The 19,823-nt window shown below is 56.0% G+C and carries 14 protein-coding genes; all 14 read right to left on the reverse strand.

Annotated elements, in window-relative coordinates:
• Positions 1–4 precede the first annotated feature (4 nt).
• The 14 genes from tpiA to mltG all read right to left on the reverse strand — a co-directional run bounded on the left by tpiA (position 5) and on the right by mltG (position 19,820).
• Entirely contained in the window at positions 5–1,930 is a 1,926-nt protein-coding gene (tpiA, locus tag ACTUHY_RS01245) for a triose-phosphate isomerase (RefSeq protein ID WP_442826291.1), read from the reverse strand.
• A 22-nt stretch (positions 1,931–1,952) separates the two neighbouring features.
• Positions 1,953–2,957: a type I glyceraldehyde-3-phosphate dehydrogenase gene (gene gap / locus ACTUHY_RS01250; protein WP_278674200.1), complete on the reverse strand. Its 1,005-nt coding sequence runs from the start codon at positions 2,955–2,957 to the stop codon at positions 1,953–1,955.
• Positions 2,958–2,969: 12 nt separating this feature from the next.
• Positions 2,970–4,040, reverse strand: a complete 1,071-nt coding sequence (locus ACTUHY_RS01255; protein WP_442826292.1) for a sugar-binding transcriptional regulator — start codon at positions 4,038–4,040, stop codon at positions 2,970–2,972.
• 158 nt (positions 4,041–4,198) lie between these two features.
• Positions 4,199–4,612 carry an amino acid-binding protein gene (locus ACTUHY_RS01260; RefSeq protein WP_278674204.1) on the reverse strand — a complete coding sequence of 138 codons (414 nt, stop codon included), beginning with the start codon at positions 4,610–4,612 and terminating at the stop codon, positions 4,199–4,201.
• Between the two features lie 18 nt (positions 4,613–4,630).
• Positions 4,631–5,671 carry a 3-deoxy-7-phosphoheptulonate synthase gene (locus tag ACTUHY_RS01265; protein WP_442826293.1) on the reverse strand — a complete coding sequence of 347 codons (1,041 nt, stop codon included), beginning with the start codon at positions 5,669–5,671 and terminating at the stop codon, positions 4,631–4,633.
• Positions 5,672–6,039: 368 nt separating this feature from the next.
• Positions 6,040–8,967 (reverse strand): insulinase family protein, encoded by a 2,928-nt coding sequence (locus ACTUHY_RS01270; RefSeq protein ID WP_442826294.1) that lies wholly within the window; start codon positions 8,965–8,967, stop codon positions 6,040–6,042.
• Positions 8,968–9,116: 149 nt separating this feature from the next.
• Positions 9,117–12,893: a phosphoribosylformylglycinamidine synthase gene (locus tag ACTUHY_RS01275; RefSeq protein WP_442826295.1), complete on the reverse strand. Its 3,777-nt coding sequence runs from the start codon at positions 12,891–12,893 to the stop codon at positions 9,117–9,119.
• 11 nt (positions 12,894–12,904) lie between these two features.
• Positions 12,905–14,086, reverse strand: a complete 1,182-nt coding sequence (locus ACTUHY_RS01280; protein ID WP_442826296.1) for a GNAT family N-acetyltransferase — start codon at positions 14,084–14,086, stop codon at positions 12,905–12,907.
• Between the two features lie 13 nt (positions 14,087–14,099).
• A complete protein-coding gene (locus ACTUHY_RS01285) occupies positions 14,100–15,023 on the reverse strand; it encodes a DUF2156 domain-containing protein (protein ID WP_442826324.1) in 924 nt (307 codons plus the stop codon).
• An 84-nt stretch (positions 15,024–15,107) separates the two neighbouring features.
• Positions 15,108–15,716, reverse strand: coding sequence for a histidine phosphatase family protein (locus ACTUHY_RS01290; RefSeq protein WP_442826297.1), 609 nt, complete (start codon positions 15,714–15,716; stop codon positions 15,108–15,110).
• A 91-nt stretch (positions 15,717–15,807) separates the two neighbouring features.
• Positions 15,808–16,365 (reverse strand): elongation factor P, encoded by a 558-nt coding sequence (gene efp / locus ACTUHY_RS01295; protein ID WP_022487620.1) that lies wholly within the window; start codon positions 16,363–16,365, stop codon positions 15,808–15,810.
• 31 nt (positions 16,366–16,396) lie between these two features.
• Positions 16,397–17,455 (reverse strand): M24 family metallopeptidase, encoded by a 1,059-nt coding sequence (locus ACTUHY_RS01300; RefSeq protein WP_442826298.1) that lies wholly within the window; start codon positions 17,453–17,455, stop codon positions 16,397–16,399.
• Between the two features lie 113 nt (positions 17,456–17,568).
• Positions 17,569–18,738 carry a peptidase U32 family protein gene (locus ACTUHY_RS01305; protein WP_442826325.1) on the reverse strand — a complete coding sequence of 390 codons (1,170 nt, stop codon included), beginning with the start codon at positions 18,736–18,738 and terminating at the stop codon, positions 17,569–17,571.
• Between the two features lie 53 nt (positions 18,739–18,791).
• Entirely contained in the window at positions 18,792–19,820 is a 1,029-nt protein-coding gene (mltG, locus tag ACTUHY_RS01310) for an endolytic transglycosylase MltG (RefSeq protein ID WP_442826299.1), read from the reverse strand.
• Positions 19,821–19,823 lie beyond the last annotated feature (3 nt).

Below are 19,823 nucleotides of genomic sequence, written 5' to 3' on the forward strand. Positions count from 1 at the left end.
TGCCTCAGAACGTGTTGGCAATGGCGCAGAATTCCTGGGCAGACAGGCTGGCCCCGCCTACCAGTACGCCATCGATGCCGTCTTCATGGAAGGCATGGGCATTTTCGCTGGTCACACTGCCGCCGTAGAGGATCCGCACCCGGCGGGCCGCCTCTTTGCCGAATTTCTCCGCAACCGCTTTCCGGATCAGATCCGCAGCTGCCACCGCATCCCGCACTTCGGCGCTCTTGCCGCTACCGATGGCCCATACCGGTTCGTAAGCCACCAGCAGATGCTGGATCTGCCCATCAGTGAGCACGTTCAGTACTGGAGTCAGCTGGCTCAAGATCTTGTCCTTGGTAGAACCGTTTTCGTGTTCGTCGGCGTCTTCGCCCACGCACAGCACTGGATCCAGATCATTCCGGAAAGCAGCCAGGACCTTCTTCACCACGATATCGTTGGTTTCGTAGAAGAATTTCCGCCGTTCGCTGTGGCCTACCAGTACGTACCGGGACCCGATCTCTGCAATCATGGGGCCGGATACGGCGCCGGTGTAGGAACCTTCATCTTCATAGAAAATGTCCTGGGCCCCATAGCCGATGCCGTCTTCATCCACCATGGCCGCTACGCTTTCCAGAGCGGTGAACGGCGGGAACAGCACTACTTCGGCCCGGGCCATTTCCGTGCCATGGGCCACCTGGTGAGCCAGTTCCATGGCTTCTTCCACGGTCTTGTGGCATTTCCAGTTGCCGGCCACGATTGGGGTCCGGAGGTCATCCAGGGCAGCCAGACCCGGCAGCACTTTTCCTTCCAAGTATTCCAGGGAAGCACCGCCACCAGTGGACACATGGCTCATCTTATCGGCCAGGCCCATCTGTTTCACCGCAGCAGCACTATCACCGCCGCCTACGATGGTGATGCCGTCAGAAGCGGCCATGGCTTCCGCCACCCGCCGGGTCCCTTCTGCATAATTGGGCATTTCGAACACGCCCATGGGACCGTTCCAGACAATGGTCTTCATGCCGGCCAGGGTCTGGGCATACAGTTCCGCCGTCTTGGGGCCGATATCCAGGGCCATGTATTCCGGATTCAGGGCATCCAGGTCTTCCGCTTCATGGTCCGCTTCATTGGAGAAGCTAGCCGCCATGATCAGGTCCACTGGCAGCAGCATCTTGGTCTTCTGGGCCGCCGCTTCCGCTAACAGATCCTTAGCAATCCCCAGGCTTTCTTTTTCTACCAGGGATTTGCCCAGATCATAGCCCTTGGCAGCCAGGAAGGTATTGGCCATACCACCGCCGATGAGGATCACGTCGGCCTTTTTGATCAGGCTGCGGATGACAGCGATCTTGTCTGCCACTTTGGCCCCGCCGATGATGGCAGCAAAAGGACGCTGGGGTTTATCCACTGCATTGCCCAGATAGGCGATTTCCTTTTCCAGCAGGAAACCAGCCACGGCGGGCAGATAATGGGTGATCCCTTCCACGGAAGCATGGGCCCGGTGGGAAACCCCGAACCCGTCATTGACGAATACATCTCCCAAAGAAGCCAGTTCCTGGGCAAAATGGGGGTCGTTCTTTTCTTCTTCCGGATGGAACCGGAGATTTTCCAGCAGCAGGATGTCCCCGTTCCGCAGCTGGGCTGCTGCAGCTTGGGCTTCCTTCCCCACGCAGTCCGGGCAGAACTGCACCGGGCGGTGGATCAGCTGGCTCAGGGCTTCCGCCACAGGTTTCAGGCTGAACTTGGGGTTCACCTTGCCTTTGGGACGGCCCAGGTGGGCCAGGAGGATCACAGCGGCCCCCTGGTCCAGCAGGTAATGGAGAGTGGGCAGGGATGCTTCGATCCGGATGAAGTCCGTGATCTCTCCCTTGTCGTTCATGGGGACATTATAATCCACCCGGACCAACACTCGTTTGCCGGTCAGTTGGATGTCTTTGACAGTTCTCTTATCCATGGTTCCGCGCACTGCCTTTCTCTTACAGGCCTTTTTTAGCTACGAACAGAGCCAGTTCCACCAGACGGTTGGAATAACCCCATTCATTGTCGTACCAGGAAACCACTTTGGCCACGCGAGGGCCTACCATCATGGTGGACAGTCCGTCTACGATGGAGCTCAGAGGGCAGCCGCTGTAATCTTTAGAAACCAGGGGCAGTTCGTTATAGCCCAGGATCCCCTTCATGGTGGTTTCAGAAGCGATCTTCATGGCTTCGTTGATCTCTTCCTTGGTGGTGTCCTTCTTCAGGGTCACAACCAGGTCGGTGAGGGAGACATCGGGAGTCGGGACACGGATGGCCATGCCTTTCAGTTTCCCTTCCAACTGCGGCAGGACCAGACCGATGGCTTTGGCAGCCCCGGTAGTAGTGGGGATGATGGAGCAGGCACCGGCACGGGCACGGCGCAGATCTTTGTGGGCGGCATCCAGGATCTTCTGGTCATTGGTGTAGGAATGGACCGTAGTCATCATGCCGTTTTCAATGCCGAAATTGTCTTCCAGGACTTTGGTGAAAGGAGCCAGGCAGTTGGTAGTGCAGGATGCGTTGGAGATGATATGGTCCTTTTTCGGATCATACTTGTCTTCGTTGACCCCCAGCACGATGGTAATGTCTTCCCCTTTGGCCGGGCAGGCGATCAGTACTTTCTTGGCGCCGTTGTCCAGATGGGGCTGTACGGTTTCCCGGGTCTTGAACTTGCCGGTGGTCTCCAACACTACATCTACGCCCATGTCGCCCCAGGGGATTTCCTTCGGATCGGTGTACCGGGTGAATTTGATGGCTTTGCTGCCTACATGCATCACATCTCCGTCAACAGATACCTCTTCATCAAAAGTCCCATGGATGGAATCGTACTTCAGCAGATGGGCATAGGTATCGATGCCGGAACGGGCATTGACCGCTACCACTTCTACTTCCGGGTTCTTCACAGCGATACGCAGAGCGCAGCGTCCAATACGACCAAAACCATTGATACCAATTTTTACCATTTTTCATTCCTCCTAAAATTTTACCTGATGTTGAGAATCAGTTTGCAGACAATCGATGATTTCCCGGGCGGCGGCTTCGTCAGTCACCAGGATATCATCCTGGCCGCTGCGGAGCATGGAAAGGATGGCCTTTCCTTTGGAACGTCCTCCTGCAATGCCCATGACCGTGTGGATCTTTTCCAGATCGTTGACCATGAGCCCCAGGGTGTCAGTGCTGTAGACCACCCGGCCCTTCAGGTCGAAATACTGCCCCAGGGCTTCCCCTACGGCTCCGGCCTGTTCCAGGCGCTGCATCAGCTGGGGATCCATGCCCCGTTTTTCCGCCATCACCTGGGCCTGCCCCATACCATGGACCAGGATATCCGCGCTTTTGATGGTTTCCACCACCTGTTTCACCCGGGCATCTTCTTCCAGGATCTTTTGGAGCACATCTTCACTGACACTGTCCGGCACGTACAGCTGCAGGTAGCGGGTCTTGAGACGGCCGGCCAGCACAGTGGCAATGGTGTTGGCCTGGAGTTCCATCTTATCCCCCAATCCGCCCCGGGCCGGGACCACAATGGTCTCCGGTTCGTTGCCAAAGGTATTTTCTGCCATGGCAGCCACTGTCGTCCCTCCGGTGACAGCTACGATATGCTGCTGGTGATCCGCCAGGAGGCGCAGCAGGATACCGGCTGCCACACGGCCGATCTCTCGGGTGACCACTTTATCCTGGTCCGCATTCCCGGGAAGCACCACCACTTTCTGGAGATGGAGCTTTTCCTGGAGCAGGGTTTCCAGGCTGGAAAGTTTCTGGAGCCGGTTCACATAGTCCCGGAGTTCCTGGAGGAGCACAGCCCCCTCGTCGGTGATACTCATGCCGGTGAGGGTGAAATCCAAAAGGCCCGCTTCCTTGAGGAAATCCACATGAGAGCGGAGGATCCGTTCGCTGAGCCCCAGCTTCTTGGCCAGGGTCCGGCGTCCGATGGGCTGGTCATGGCTGATCTGCCGGAGCACCTTGTAGCGCTCGGTGATCAGGTCCACCATTTCCGGGACCAGTTTATTCTGCAGGTTGATGATTCGATCCAAGCTGATGTTGCACATTTTGTCCCTCGTGGTACTTTTTACGTCCCACCCTGTTCGAAAAAAATAGATTTACTACGTCTCCATTATAGCATAGATAAGAAAAAAAGGAAGGGGGGTCCAGACATCCTTTTGAACTGCGCCGGAGGTCCGCTTTCCCTCTTCCTTCCCGTTTACCCTCAGAACCGGTCCAACAGCAGATATCCTTTGCCCTTCAGGAAGGTTTCGGTTTCGGGTTCGTCGGTTTTCAGCACCACGATGGGGCTGGAAGTTTTCCGGTCGAAGGAGATGTACAGATACCGGACGAACACGTTGGCGTCTTTCAGATGGGTCAGGATCTTATCCAGGGTACCGGGCTGATCGCTGCCCATGTCCACAGCCAGCACATAGTCGATCCGGCATTGGTAACCAGCTTTTTGGAGGGCGTCCAGGGCCTTGTCCGGATTGTCCACGATCAGCCGGATGATGCCGAATTCGGCACTGTCCGTAGCCAGCATGGTATAGATGTTGATATTGTCTTTGGCCAGATCATTGGTGATCTTGCCCAAGGCTCCTTTGTGATTGGCCGCAAAAATTGAAATCTGTTTCAGCATGGTGCATCCTCCCTATTCTCAATAATCCACCCGGCCTGCCAGTTCCAGGATCAGGTCTTCGGTTTTCTGCCAGCCCAGGCAGGGATCGGTGATGGATTTCCCATAGACTCCTTCGCCGATTTTCTGGTTTCCGTCCTCGATATAGCTTTCGATCATCAAGCCTTTCACCATCTTCTTCAGGTCCGGGTTCATGTGGCGGCTGTAGAGCACATCATTGGAGATCCGGATCTGTTCCAGATACTTCTTCCCAGAGTTGGCATGGTTGGCATCGATGACCACCGCTGGATTCACCAGGTCCCGCTTGCCATATTCTTCATGGAGCCGGACCAGGTCTTCATAATGGTAGTTGGGCAGGCTCTTGCCGAACTTGTCCACATATCCCCGGAGGATGGCATGAGCCAGGGGGTTCCCCTTGGTCCGCACTTCCCATCCCCGGAACAGGAACTGCTGCTCATGCTGGGCGGCCGCGATGGAATTGAGCATGACAGAAATATCCCCGGATGTAGGGTTCTTCATTCCTACGGGAATCCCCACCCCGCTGGCGATCATCCGGTGGAGCTGATCTTCCACAGACCGGGCCCCGATAGCCGCGTAGGAGACCAGGTCGGACAAATAGCGGTGGTTTTCCGGATACAGGATCTCTTCGGCACAGGTGAAGCCAGTTTCCCGGATCACCCGGATGTGCATGTTCCGGCAGGCGATGATCCCAGCCAACATATCTTCCTTCCCTTCCGGGTCGGGCTGGTGGGCCATGCCCTTATATCCCACCCCGATGGTCCGGGGTTTATTGGTGTAGACCCGGGGAATGATATACAAAGTGTCTTTCACCTGTTCCTGGACTTTGGCCAGCCGATGGCAGTAGTCCACCACGGCGTCCTCATTGTCCGCGGAGCAGGGGCCGATGATCAGTAGGAAGCGGCTGTCCTTCCCGGTGAGGATGTCCCGGATCTCAGCGTCCCGGCGCCGCTTTGTTTCATAGATAGCCGGCTCCACAGGGTGATCAACCTTCAGTTCCTGGGGAGAGGGCATTTTGCGGATGAACTCCATTTCCAGTTCCATTGTATCCCTCCGTTAGGTGTAAATTGTGTTCATTATACCACAAAAACAAGATAAAGGGACTTCCCTTGTGTAAAAAACATACACAAGGGAAGTCCCTTTGTCACTGGTCACATGTCATTGGTCACTGGACGAAGGAAGGCAGCCGGGCTGCGGCTGCCTTCCTTTGTATGATGCTGGCTCGGACGCGCCTTTAGCTTGTCCTTGCTTCTCCAGAAATCATCCAGACAAACAACTGTTTAAAAGAAACGCATAGTCCTGTCTTTGCTTCAAAAGAACCCGTCAGCCACGGGTTCTTTTCATCGGCCTGTGACCAGTGCCCGGGGGTGTGAATTTTTTCACACCCCCTTCCACCGGAGTATGACCGCTTTTTACGCCTTGATCACCCGTTCAAAGAGCCCTTTGTTCTCTTCGATTTTCCCTTCGCCGCCTACCACGCACAGGTAACCATCGGAGAGCACGTCCCTGACCAGGGGCGCCAGGGCCCGGATGTCTTCTGGGGTACAGTCGATGATCTGATCCCGTTTCTTCTGGGCCAGGTCTTCCGAGGTCCCCTTCATCTGGGCGGTAATGGCCTTTTCCAGGTGCATGGCCGGGGTCAGGGGGGTGTCCACCAGGCTGATGGTACCGATCACGTACTTGGTCATTTCCCGGTCGGAAGCCTGGAATTTTTCCAGGTACTCCGGCAGATCCCGGTAGGCCTGGAGGCTTTCCGCCAGTTTGGGATCCCGGTAGCTGGACAGGTAGAAGGTGCCGGTGGCGTCGAACCGGGTGCCGGCCCCGTAGGCTCCGCCCTGGACCCGGATTTTGGTCCACAGGTAGCCGTAGCGGAGGATGGTTTCCAGCACTTTCATGGCCCCGGTATAGTGGTAGCCGTGGTCATGGAAGTTCCCCCCGGCCAGCACGTACTGGACCTTCCCGGAGGTGGTGATCCCTTCGTTCTTCCCGGGGGCTGCCAGTTCCGGCGCCAGTTTCCCTGCATAGGGAGAATGGGGCAGCTGGGAGATGAAGGCTTCCATCTTTGCCAGGGCCTCCTCTTCCATATCCCGGTCGCAGGACAGGGACTGGAGCTGTTCATCCTGATGGAAGAAGGCGGGCAACAGGGCTTTCAGATTGGCGGCCACTTCTTCGGCCCGCTCATCGAAATGGGCCCACAGATCCTGGAGGAACTGGTAATAGGTCAGCTGGTCATGTTCCAGGCTCCGGGCAGACTTGGAGAAGTAGCTCATGAGCCGCAGGGTGGCCACGGTCATCCCCCGGGCAAAGAAGTTGTTGTCCCAGTCGGTCTTCACTTCGCTGACGATTTCCTTCAGCCGCTTTCTGTCGTCCACATGGCTCCGGAGGGCGATGCTGCTGAGGATGGCGAACAGCTTGTCCTCGTTCTTTTCCAGCACCTTGGCGGATACCTTGAACACGTTCCGGTAGGTATTGGTATCGTTATACCAGGTATAGGGCTTCACTTCGAAATTCAATCCGCCCAGATACAGATCCGCCAGGGTGGTCAGTTCCTCATAGGAATAGTCGTCGGTGTCCACCTTGCCCAACACATCCGTCAGCAGGTAGGCATAGCACAGCTTGTCTTCCGGCAGGCCGGTAAGGTCGAAGCACCAGTCGAAATAGGCGATTTTGTTGGTGAACTGATGGAGCACCAGCCGGGTATGCTTCCCTTCTTCCGTCACCTGGGGATGTTCGAAATCGTTCTTCCGGGCAATATCGGACCGCTGGAGCAGGGGGATGGAGGCCAGGGCTTCCGAGGTATCGGAAGCCGCCTGCCGGGCATGTAGCTCATCGGCGATGGCCGCCACTTCTTCCAGCTGTTTCTGATCCATATGGCTCTTCTTTTCCGCCATGATTTCCGCAAACCGGGCAGCATCCCGGGCTTCCTTCCCGGGTTCCGGGGTCAGGGTCACCAGGCATTTGTGGGTGTTGTCCAGCAGCACGCTTTCGATGAGCTGTTCATAGTACTTCTTATCGATGGCGCTGCGGAGGAAATCCAGGCAGTCGGTAAACCGGAGGCAGGTGGTGGGGTCTCCCCCGTACAGCCAGGTTTCCATCACGTTCAGTCCGTAGATCAGGCCTTTGGGATAGATGTTGAAATCCGCTTCCCGCATCTTGAATTCTTCGGAATTCAGTTCTGCTTCCAGGAGCCGCCGGGGAATCCCGTTCCGGGACAGGTCCTGGAGGGTCCGGTAGAGCACCTTCACGAACTGGTCTTCCTTATCCGGGTCGGAGCCGCTGACTTCCACGGAGAACACGGGCTGGAGCTGGGAGCCGTTCAGGCTGCCGGATACGTCGCTGCCGATGCCTGCCCGAAGGAGCGCCAGCCGCAGGGGCGCATTGTTCCCGTCCAGGAGCACATGGGTCAAGAGCTTCAGGGCCATGATCCGCTTCTGGTCCAGGGCGGACCCCACCACGATGTTCATGGAAAGGTAGGTCTTGTGGGCGGTGTCATCCCCTTCGGGCACCGGGTAGGAGGCTTTCACTTCCCGGGTCTGGTCGAAGGGAGCCTGGAGGGGGATCTCCACCTTCAGGGTGCCGGTCTTGGGGAACCGGCTCAGGTATTCCCGGTCCATATAGTCCAGCCAGTCGTCGATGTCCACATCCCCGTACAGGTAGATATAGGCGTTTTCCGGGCTGTAGTATTTTTGGTGGAAGGCCACGAATCCTTCCTGGGTCAGCTGGGGAATGGCAGAAGGCAGGCCGCCGGATTCGAACCGGTAAGGGGAATCCGGGAACAGGGCCTTCATCACCTCATGTTCCTCGATGGCGTCCGGGGAGGAATAGACCCCCTTCATTTCGTTGTACACCACCCCGTTATACACCAGAGGTTTATCCTCTCCCTGGCCCAGTTCGTAATGCCAGCCTTCCTGGCGCAGGGTAAAGGGGTTTTCCCCGATCAGGGGATAGAATACCGCGTCCAGGTACACATCCGCCAGGTTCCGGAAGTCCTTGGCGTTCCGGCTGGCCACCGGGTACACGGTCTTATCCGTGTAGGTCATGGCATTCAGGAAAGTGTTCAGGGACCCTTTCACCAGTTCCACGAAGGGTTCCTTCAGCCGATATTTCCGGCTGCCGCAGAGGACGGAATGTTCGGTGATGTGGGCCACCCCGGTATCGTCCTGGCTGGGGGTACGGAACCCGATGGTGAACACTTTGTTGTCATCCTGGCTAGCCAGGTAGAACAGCCGGGCGCCGCTGACCTCATGGATCATTTCATAGGCCGTGGCTTCGATATCCGGCAGAGGGGTGATTTTTTGTACGGCAAAACCATGGAGTTTTGCCCCAACAGAAAGTTCCATGCAGAATCTTCTCCTTTAATGAATGATGCTTTCTTAATTCAAAAGCAATTAGCAAAAATTGCTTTCCAAAAGCGTATGACATATGACGTATGACCAAAGTCACACACAAAAGGGGTTGCCGCACATGCAGCAACCCCTTCCCTGTTTGATTACTTGAAGTACTGCACGCCGCCCAGGAACAGAGGCTGCAGTTTGTTCCCCGGGATGTTCTTCATGAGACCCTCGGTGAACCGTTCGGTGTGGCCCATCTTGCCCAGCACACGCCCGTCGGGGCTGGTGATGCTTTCGATGGCATACAGGGAGCCGTTGGGGTTGTAGGGGCTTTCCATGGTGGGATCCCCTGCCTGGTTCACATACTGGGTGGCCACCTGGCCGTTGGCGAAGAGTTTCTTGATCTCTTCTTCCGTGGCCACGAACCGGCCTTCCCCGTGGGATACGGCTACCGTGTGGATGTCACCGGGTTCGGTGAGTGCCAGCCACGGAGATTTGTTGGAAACCACTTTCGTTTCCACCATCCGGGAAATGTGCCGGCCGATGGTATTGAAGGTCAGGGTGGGAGAGGTTTCCGTGAGCGGACGGATGTCTCCATAGGGCACCAGACCCAGTTTAATCAAGGCCTGGAAGCCGTTGCAGATCCCCAGGGCCAGACCATCCCGGTTGTACAAGAGATCCAGCACCGCTTCCTTCAGGGCCGGATTCCGGAACATGGTGGCGATGAACTTGCCGGAGCCTTCCGGTTCGTCACTAGCGGAGAACCCGCCGGGGACGGCCAGGATCTGGGCTTCTTTGATCCGTCTGGCCATTTCTTCCACGCTTTCCTTGATGGCTTCCGGAGTCAGGTTCCGGATCACGCAGATATCGGCTCTGGCACCGGCTGTCTCAAAGGCGGCAGCGGTATCGTATTCGCAGTTCAGGCCCGGGAATACGGGAATGAACACCCGGGGCTGGGCCACGTTGTAAGGCGCAGTCAGCGGCAGGTCATTCCGGTAATAGGGCATCCGGCAGATTTCCTTGCCGGAATCCTTCACCACGGAGGGGAATACTCCTTCCAGGGTGCGGGTATAGGCTGCTTTGATTTCGTCCAGGGTGATGGCGGTGTCGTTGACGGTGACTTTGCCGTCATCGGTCAAGGAGCCCAGCACCAGGAAATCGTTGCCGGCGAAGACTTTGTCCGGATCGGTCCCCGGTGCCATTTCCACCAGGAACCCGCCGGGCTGCAGGGTGAACAGGCATTCCTCATGGAGGAAGGGTTTCACGAACCCGAAGCCCAGACCGTTGCCCAGGCACATGGAGGAGATGGCGGCTGCCACGCCCCCTTCTTTCACCACGCCGGCGGTGAGGATCCGTTTGCCCAGGATGGCTTTGTGGACGCTGTCCAGCAGGGTCCGCAGGGCGAGGTAATCCACCACTTCGTGTTCATCGCAGGGTACGGGGATGAACACCACGGTGTTGCCGGCCTGTTTGAATTCGTTGGAGATGGTATCCCGGCCGTCCATGACCCCTACGGCGAAGCAGATCAGGGAAGGCGGAACTTCCAGGTCCATGAAGGTGCCGCTCATGGAGTCCTTGCCGCCGATGGCCGGCAGTTCCAGTTCGCAGCAGGCTTTATAGGCACCTAGGAGAGCGGCGAAAGGCCGGCCCCAGGTATGTTCCGTATGGAGTTTGGGGAAGTATTCCTGCATGGAAAGACGCAGTTTCTTCGGGTCGGCCCCCATGGCCGCAGCCCGACACACGGCTTCCACCACGGCGTACATGGCCCCGTGGTACGGGCTCCAGCAGCACACGTTGGGATCATAGCCGCTGGCCATAATAGAGGTGGCATTGGTCTTGCCGTGGAGTACCGGCAGACGGGCCGCCATGCCTTCGGTGCGGGTCAGCTGGTTCCGGCCGCCGTAGGGCATGAGTACGCTGCCCCGGCCGATGGAGCCGTCGAACCGTTCGCCCAGTCCCTCTTCACTGCACACATTGAGCCGGTCCAGGTTGGCCAGCCAGGCTTCTTTGATGTCCTTTTTGCCTTCCACTTCTTCCGGGGTGCTGTTGAAGGGAGAGGTTTCTTCCACTCCGTCCACCACCACATCGGATTTCTGGGGAATTCCGTTGGTATCCAGGAAAGCCCGGGACAGATCCACAATCTTTTCCCCTCTCCAGTACATCACCAGACGGGGATCTTCCGCCACTTCCGCCACCACCGTGGCTTCCAGGTTTTCCTTGGCGGCAGCGGCCATGAATTTCTCCAGGTCGCTGGCAGCGATGCACACTGCCATCCGCTCCTGGGATTCACTGATGGCCAGTTCCGTGCCGTCCAGGCCTTCGTATTTCTTGGGCACCTTGTCCAGGTTGATCACCAGGCCCGGTGCCAGTTCGCCGATGGCCACGGATACCCCGCCGGCCCCGAAGTCGTTGCACCGTTTGATCAACCGGGTCACTTTCGGATCCCGGAACAGCCGCTGGATCTTCCGTTCGTTAGGGGCATTCCCCTTCTGGACTTCCGCACCGCATTCGCTGAGGGATTGGGTGGTGTGTTCCTTGGAGGCACCGGTGGCGCCACCCATGCCGTCACGGCCGGTACGGCCGCCCAACAGCACGATCAGATCGCCCGCAGCCGGACGTTCCCGGACCACGGCGTCCCGGGGAGCAGCCCCGATGACGGCCCCCACTTCCATTCTTTTGGCCACAAATTTGGGATGGTAGTATTCTTCCACGGAACCGGTGGCCAAACCGATCTGGTTGCCGTAGGAGCTGTAGCCGGCTGCAGCGCCCAGGGTAATCTTCCGCTGGGGCAGCTTGCCTTTCAGGGTCTGTTCATAGGGGGTACGAGGATCGCCGGACCCGGTGACCCGCATGGCCTGGTACACATAGCTCCGGCCGCTGAGGGGATCCCGGATGGCCCCGCCCAGGCAGGTGGCGGCACCGCCGAAAGGTTCGATTTCGGTGGGATGGTTATGGGTCTCGTTCTTGAACATCACCAGCCAGTCTTCTTTTTTGCCGTCCACTTCAATGGGGGCTACGATGCTGCAGGCGTTGATTTCTTCCGAAGCATCCAGGTCGGGGATCTTCCCTTCCTTCTTCAATTTTTTAGTAGCCAGGCAGGCCATGTCCATCAGGGTGATGGGACGCTGGGTATCGGCACCGTAGACGAAATCCCGGTCTTTCTTGTACAGAGCATAGGCTTCCGCCACCGGCTGGGTGTACACGCCGTCGGTGATGGAAACGTTTTCCAGTTTGGTTTCAAAGGTGGTGTGCCGGCAGTGGTCGGACCAGTAGGTATCCAGCACCTTGATTTCGGTGATGGAGGGATCCCTGTCTTCCTTCTGGAAGTATTCCTGGATAAAGACCAGGTCTTCCAGGCTCATGGCCAGTTCCTGCTGGTTCAGGAAGTCTTCCAGGCCTTTCTTGTCCAGGCTCCGGAAACCGTCCAGCACGGCTACGGGTTTGGGCACATCCCAAGTCATATCCAAGGATTCGGGCTTTGCAATGGCCGCTTCCTGAGCTTCCACTGGGTTGATGCAGTATTTCTTGATTTTTTCAAAGTCGGCGTCGGACAGTTCCCCTTCCAGCAGGAACACCTTGGCGGCTGCCACAATGGGCCGCTGGCCCTGGGTGATGGCCTGGATGCACTGGGCGGCAAAATCTTCTCTCTGGTCGTACTGGCCGGGGAGCAGTTCCACAGCAAAGCTCCGGATGCCGGCAGGGATCTCTACTTCTTCATCCCGAACCACATCCACAGGTGCCTCACTGAGCACCAGACTCCTGGCCTGTTGATATTCTTCATCACTGAGTCCTTCCAGGTCGTACCGATTCAGGATCCGGACGCTTTTCAGGTTCTTCAGCCCCAGGGTCTGCTGCAGATCAGAACACAGACCTGCTGCTTCCACAGCATATGCTTTCTTCTTCTCCACAAATACTCTTCTAATCTTGTCGCTCATGACAGCCTCCCTTAAAAATACTCATTGATAAAATTATTCTCCCGGGGGAACAATTTGTCAAGGATTTCCAGCGCATTTTTACTGTCCACATAAATCATACCGGCCTGCTGGAGCTGGCAGGCACCATAAAGACCGAAGAACAGCTGGGTAAAGGTCCCCACATCCAGCAGGGCCTCAGGATCATCTAAGGTATTGAGCAGCTGGATGCCTTCTTCCTTGAACTGCAGCTTTACCAGCATGGTATTCAGGGCGATCTGTTCATCTTTCAGCCCCAGGACCAGGGTCTTCCCCAGCAATTCCTGAGGCACAGGAAGAGCTTTCAGACAGGCCGCCCCGTTGATCACCCGGCCCATCATGAAAGGAGCTTCCTTCGGGGCCAAGGCCTGATCCGGCAGTTGGAGGAAAGTCAGGTCATCCTCCGGTGCCAGCCAGTCCAGGTTCTTGTGGATTCCCGCCAGTCCCTTGAAGTACTGGAGCAGCCGGATCTTCGCCGGAGGATCCACCGCTGCCAGTTCCTGGACGGTCACTTTGTCACCCTCTCTATTATACAACGCGTAGGCTTTCGGCGCACCGTCATTCCGGAGAATCACCGTCTCAAAATTTTCCCGAGCAGCAGTAGTGAGGATATTGTCCCACACCCGCTGATCCCGGACCGCATATCCGTGGTACCGTTCCATGGCTTTGGCGTAAACCGGAGCCACCAGATCCCGGGCTTTTGCCGTATCCACCCGTTCCGGCTCATAACCATCCAGGGTACGGCCTGCCAGGTCCAGTCCGGCCAGGGGCAGGGTGTAATGCTTCCGGAGATGGGTCCAGGCAAAACCGTAGGGCTGGTAGATGCCTGCATAGATGGGCATGAGGATTACAAAAGGCACCTGCATGGCCCGCAGCATAGTAAAAGCTGTTTCCATCAGCTGCCCCATCACATGGTGTCCCCGGGCCACTGGATCCGTCGCTACCCCTACGATATACGGGACCTTCCAGGCTTTCCCCCTTACCTGGAGTCCATAGGGATTCAGGTGGAGCATGGTCTGGAGCTTCCCGTCCTGGAACCCGCCCAGGATCCGATTCTGTTTCAGGGCATACTCCCTGAAATACCATTCATAGAAAGGTGTCCCCTTCTTTTCGAAACAATAATCCCACAAGGACGCCGCCTGAGGCAGGGTATCCTCTTGGAGCAGCCGAAAATCCATGTTTTTCTCCCCTTTACCCGATGACTGTGTTGTACTTCTTCACCATGAAAGCCGGTTTATACGATTCCTTAGCTTCCCGGAGTCCCTCCTTGCCCATGTCTTCTTCCCGGTTGATGTAGGTCACATCGGGCCATTCGTGGGCGATATATTCCTTATTGATGGCAGTGTACAGGCCCCGGATGTCCGGATCCGCCTTTTCCACATGGATCACCGCCGAATTCCTGCCAGCCCGTTCCCCGAAGGTGAAGGCCTTTACCTGGCCGTCCAGGCGGATCAGCCCGCCCCGGATCTGGAGTTTGTCCAGATTGTTCAGTCCCTCCCGGATTGCGTCGTATTCAGCCACAATGGAAGGATCGGTCAGTTCCCGTTTTTCCACCCATTCTTTGCCATACGCAATACATTCATCCTTGTTTTCCATGGTGATGGGTTCGTATACAAAATCTGGATGATCCTTGATGAATTGATTGTAATGGTTCTTTTTGCCATGGAGTTTCCGGCCACTGAGGCTGGCCAGACTGGCACGTTGATATACGTAGTCCCAATTGTCCCGGTCCGGGATGAATGTATTCACCTGAGGCAGATATTTCTGGAACCGCTCGATGGTATGCTCATAGATGCCGTGCATTTCAAAAGGCTCCCCTTTGAAATATTGTTTCAGGGCACAGAGCACCTTGGGCAAGTCTTCATTGACGCCCCCAAAAGGAGGCAGGACAAAGGTGGTCCCGTTCACCGTGACCTTGATGATCAGACAGCCATGGCTGATGCCCCAGTAACTGTCATATTGCTTCCGCCAGATGAAAATAGAGCCGAAGCAACATTCTGAGGCGTGGTAATCTTCTTCTGTAAAATAATCATCAAAGATCGGCTTGTCGTCGATACTGATGTGCTTGAATTCTAAAATAAAAATCGCTCCCTCATTTGAAAGATATATATGTATCTATTATTATAACAGATGAGTCAAGAGGTAGAAACTGCCTGCGGCAGTTTGTCAGCTGTAAGGGCTGTCGCCAGGGAACAGCCCTTACAGCATCCCCATATCGTTCAGCTTATCCACCCGGAACCCGTAGTCCGGGGTCTGGACTACCTGTACGAAAGCCGTATTGGCCAGGCTCATCCGCCACATATTATCGATGGAGAAACCCAGGAGCCGGCACACCAAGAGACGGATCAGCCCGCCATGGCTGACACACAGGATGGTCCCATCAGGTTCCATCTGCTCCACCAGTCCTGTAAAGGTCTTCCATCCCCGTTCCTGAGAGGCCGCCAGATCTTCCTCTGCTGCCAGATCCACCTGTCCCGGTTTCAGGAAAATGTCCCGGAGAGTATCCGGATCCTGTTCCTGGATCTCCCGGAGATAATGGCCATCCCATTTGCCGAAAGAGATTTCCCGGAGTCCCGGCAGCACGGCCGGTTCCAGGCCACGGTCTGCCGCCAGAGGGGCCGCGGTTTCCTGGGTGCGGAGCAGATCGGACGTATACAGTGCGTCCAGCTTCACCCGGCCAGCCCGGGTCACTAGGGCCGCCGCCTGCTTCCGGCCGGTATCATCCAAAGGGTTGTTGGTCCACCCCTGGAGGATACCCTGCCGATTGGCCAGAGTCTCTCCATGACGGACCAGATAAATTGTCTTCATAAAATATTCCTTTTCTCCGTTTGCCAAATCCTGTGAGGAAGAGAAAGATACAAAACGGGGCTGTCCTGCGACAGCCCCCATTTTCTACTTCTTATGCTCTTGCAATGTAATCGCCGGTACGGGTATCGATTTGCAGGACATCCCCTTCGTTGATGAACAGAGGGACCTTGACCACGTAGCCGGTATCCATCTTGGCATTCTTGCTGCCGCCGGTGGCCGTATCCCCTTTGATCCCCGGTTCCGTTTCCACTACGGTCAGTTCCACCGTGTTGGGCAGTTCTACCCCCAGGATCCGATCTTTGAAAGTGATGACCTTGACATCCATGTTTTCTTTCAGGAAGTTCACGGCCTTGCCTAGCTGATCCTTGTTCAGTTCCAGCTGATCATAGGTTTCATTGTCCATGAATACGTAAGTGCCGTCGGCTTCATACAGATACTGCATGCCTTTTCTTTCCACAATGGCATTTTCCAGACGTTCAGCAGCGTTGAAAGTCCGTTCCACTACAGCGCCGGTGCACAGGTTGCGCATCTTGGCCCGTACGAAAGCTGCGCCCTTGCCAGGTTTTACATGCTGGAATTCAACGACCTGCCAAGCATCGCCGTCAATTTCAACCGTTACGCCAGTTTTAAAATCGTTCGTAGAAATCATGAAAACAACCTCCAAAATAGTAATTTCTAATTTATGAGAAGCAAAGTTCTACTAATTCTTTGGGGACGGAAGTGAGCCGTTCACAACCATCCTCGGTGACCAGTACCGTATCTTCGATCCGGACCCCGCCCCGGTCGGGCAGGTAGATGCCCGGTTCGATGGTCACCACGGCGCCAGCCGGCAGAGGCTGGTCATTGGCTTTGTTCAGCACCGGTTTCTCGTGGATATCCAGACCCACGCCGTGCCCCAGGCCATGGCCGAAATTCGGTCCATATCCTTTGGCTGTGATGTAATCACGCACGGCCCGATCCACCTGGATGCCGGTAAGCCCGGCCTTCAGGGTCTTTTCCCCCAACAGGTTGGCCGCAAGGACGATATCATAGATTTCCTTCTGCCAGGGCGCCGCTTTCCCCACCACCACCGTACGGGTTATATCGGAACAATATCCGTCATAGGTAGCACCGAAATCGAAGGTGATGAAATCCCCCTCTTCCACGACTTTTTCCGAGGCCACTCCATGGGGCAAAGCGCTCCGTTTGCCGGAAGCACAGATGGTTTCAAAAGAAGGCTTGGTGGACCCCAGTTTCCGCATGTTGTATTCCAGTTCTGCTGCCAGTTCGCTCTCCTTCCGGCCAGCCCGGATATGGGGCATCAGCTGGAGAAAGGCTTCATCAGAAATGGCCACCGCCTTGCGGATGCGCTGCATTTCTTCCGGAGTCTTCACGGCCCGGAGGCCCACCAGGTTCACATTTTTCCAATGGACAGCCGGCAGAGCTGCCGCCAGGGCACACTGTTCTGTATAGGAGAAATAATCTCCATCCAGGGCCAGGTTGTCTGACTGAGGCAATGTGGCCGCTTCCGGCCAGAAACCGTGCTGGTGTTCGACGAGTCCACATTCCGGGGCCTGCTGGCGCACCTGCAGTGTATACCGGGAATCGGTGATGATCACCGCCCGCTGGGTGTCTACATAGAGCAGGCTGTCCCCTCCTGTAAAGCCGGTGAAATACCGGATGGAGGAATCCCCCTTGATAAAGATGCCATCCACTTTTTCCTGTTCCAGGAAAGTCCGCAGCTTGTCCAACGCCTTCATCCTATCGTCTCCTCGTCCGTGGTCGAACAAAATCAATTCGACTAATCTATTTTACTCTTAAAACCCGTAAAAAAGCAAGGGTTTCTATATACTTTGTTACAAATTGTTTCGTGTCAGGCTTTCAGACGGCGCACCAAAGAGAACGCCTCCATCCGGGGGTCTCCCTTAGCGGTAAAGACCATCTGGGCATGGGGCGCTGCCTGGATGGGATTCCCATCTCCGTCCTCCATCTCTACCAAGGTCCAGGAAAAGATTTCTCCCTTGGGGGTCAGCACTTCCAACCGCTGGCCAGATTTCACATGGTTCCGCTGTTCCAGGGTCACCCGTCCGGAAACGGGATCGAAGTCCCGGACAAGAGCTACGAAATCCGCTGTCTGTTCGTAAGAACTGGTGGTGTAGACCTGGTCTTCCGGTCCGGTCTTATGAACGGCGAACCCGGTAGTATAGGGCCGATGGGATACCTTCTCCAGTTCCTCCTTAAGGCTGCATGGCACTACGAAATGGTCCGGATCCTGCCAACAAAGATCGATGGCCTTCCGGTAGGCACTGACTACGGAAGCCACATAATGGACGCTTTTCATCCGGCCTTCGATTTTCAGGCTGCTGACTCCTGCAGCCATCAGCTGGGGCAGGAAATCCATCAGGCAGAGATCTTTGGAATTCATGATGTAGGTGCCTCGTTCATCTTCTGCTATAGGGAAGACTTCCCCAGGCCGGTTCTTCTCTGTCAAGCCGAATTCCCAGCGACAGATCTGGGCACAGGCCCCCCGGTTGCTGTCTCTTCCAGTGAAATAGTTGCTCAACAAGCACCGTCCCGAATAGGAGATGCACATGGCTCCATGGACGAACACTTCCAGATCCGCTGTGATTTTTTCCCTGATCTCCCGGATTTCCTGAAGAGACAGTTCCCGGGCCAGGACGATCCTTTCGGCCCCCAGGTCTTCCCACACTTTCGCCGTAGCCCAGTTGGTCACATTGGCCTGGGTGCTCACATGGAGTCCCATATTGGGGACCACCTTCCTAGCTGTCATCCAGACACCCAGATCGGACACCAGGAGTGCATCCACCCCCGCTTCTTCCAGGTTCCGCAGATAGTCTGGCAGAGGGGGCAGATCACTATTGTGGGGATAGATATTCACAGTCACATAGACCTTTTTCCCTCGTGCATGGGCAAAAGCCGCTATTTCCCGGATTTCCTCCAGGGAAAAATTGGCGGCAAAAGCCCGGAGACCAAAAGCCTTTCCGCCCAAATAAACGGCATCGGCTCCATACAGCAGAGCCATACGGCCCTTTTCCAGGCTCCCAGCAGGAGCCAGCAGTTCCGGTTTCTGTTTCTTCACTGTGCTTCTCCTATAATCTCTCCTGGGTTCAGTTTCTGGATCATGGCAACATGTTCGTCATACGTTTTGGTGAAATGATGGTAGCCTTCCTTATCCGCCACAAAGTACAGATAATCGGTCATCACCGGATGGATCACAGCCCGGAGGGCATCCATGCTGGGATTCCCCACCGGTCCCGGAGGCAGTCCTTTGTTCAGGTAGGTATTATAAGGAGATTCCAGCTTCAGGTCGTCATAGGTGACTTCTTTTTTTTGGGCCCCGAAAATATACTGGATCGTAGTATCGGACTGGATGGGCATCCCCATTTGCATCCGTTTTTCGAAGACGCCGGCAATAAGGGGCATTTCCTCTTTATGGGTTGCTTCCCGTTCCACCATAGAAGCCAGGTTCACGATATCCCGCAGTGGCAGATAGCTTTTCCGGATATCCGCCTGCAAGTCCGGGGTCAGCTTCTTATCGAACTCCTTCACCATCATGGCCACCATATCACTGGCCTTGGCGTTTTCAGGAAAATCATAGGTGGCCGGGCAGAGGAACCCTTCCGCCTTGTAGATTACATCCGGATTGCTAGTCGCCATATAAGGATAGGGAGCATAATTCCGGCAGGCATCTTTGAATTCCTGGGCAGTTGTCAGGTGTTCCCGTTCCAGCTTCAAGGCCACTTCGTTGACGGTGGATCCTTCCGGCACCGCAAACCGGTTAGAATGGACCTTGCCTTTGGACAGGATGTTGATGATTTCCCCATCGCTCATACCAGCCGTGATTTCGTAGGTCCCGGCCTGGAGATGGTTTTCCAGCCCTTTGAGACGGGCGGCCATCCGGAAGGATTCCGGGGTCTGGATCAGTTTCTTGTCATGGAGCAGGGTAGCGATATCCCCTGTGGTCATTCCCTGGGTCACCGTGAACCGGACCTTTTCGCCTGTAGCCAAGCTGGTATTGGTATTAAAGTAGTCCAGGTACCAGCAGCCGCCTGCGAGCAGTGCCAGTACCAGGATGATTCCAATGGGTACGAGTTTTTTCCGCATGAT

This window comes from Acidaminococcus nyctereutis, from assembly GCF_052216985.1.
Classification (GTDB): domain Bacteria; phylum Bacillota; class Negativicutes; order Acidaminococcales; family Acidaminococcaceae; genus Acidaminococcus; species Acidaminococcus fermentans_A.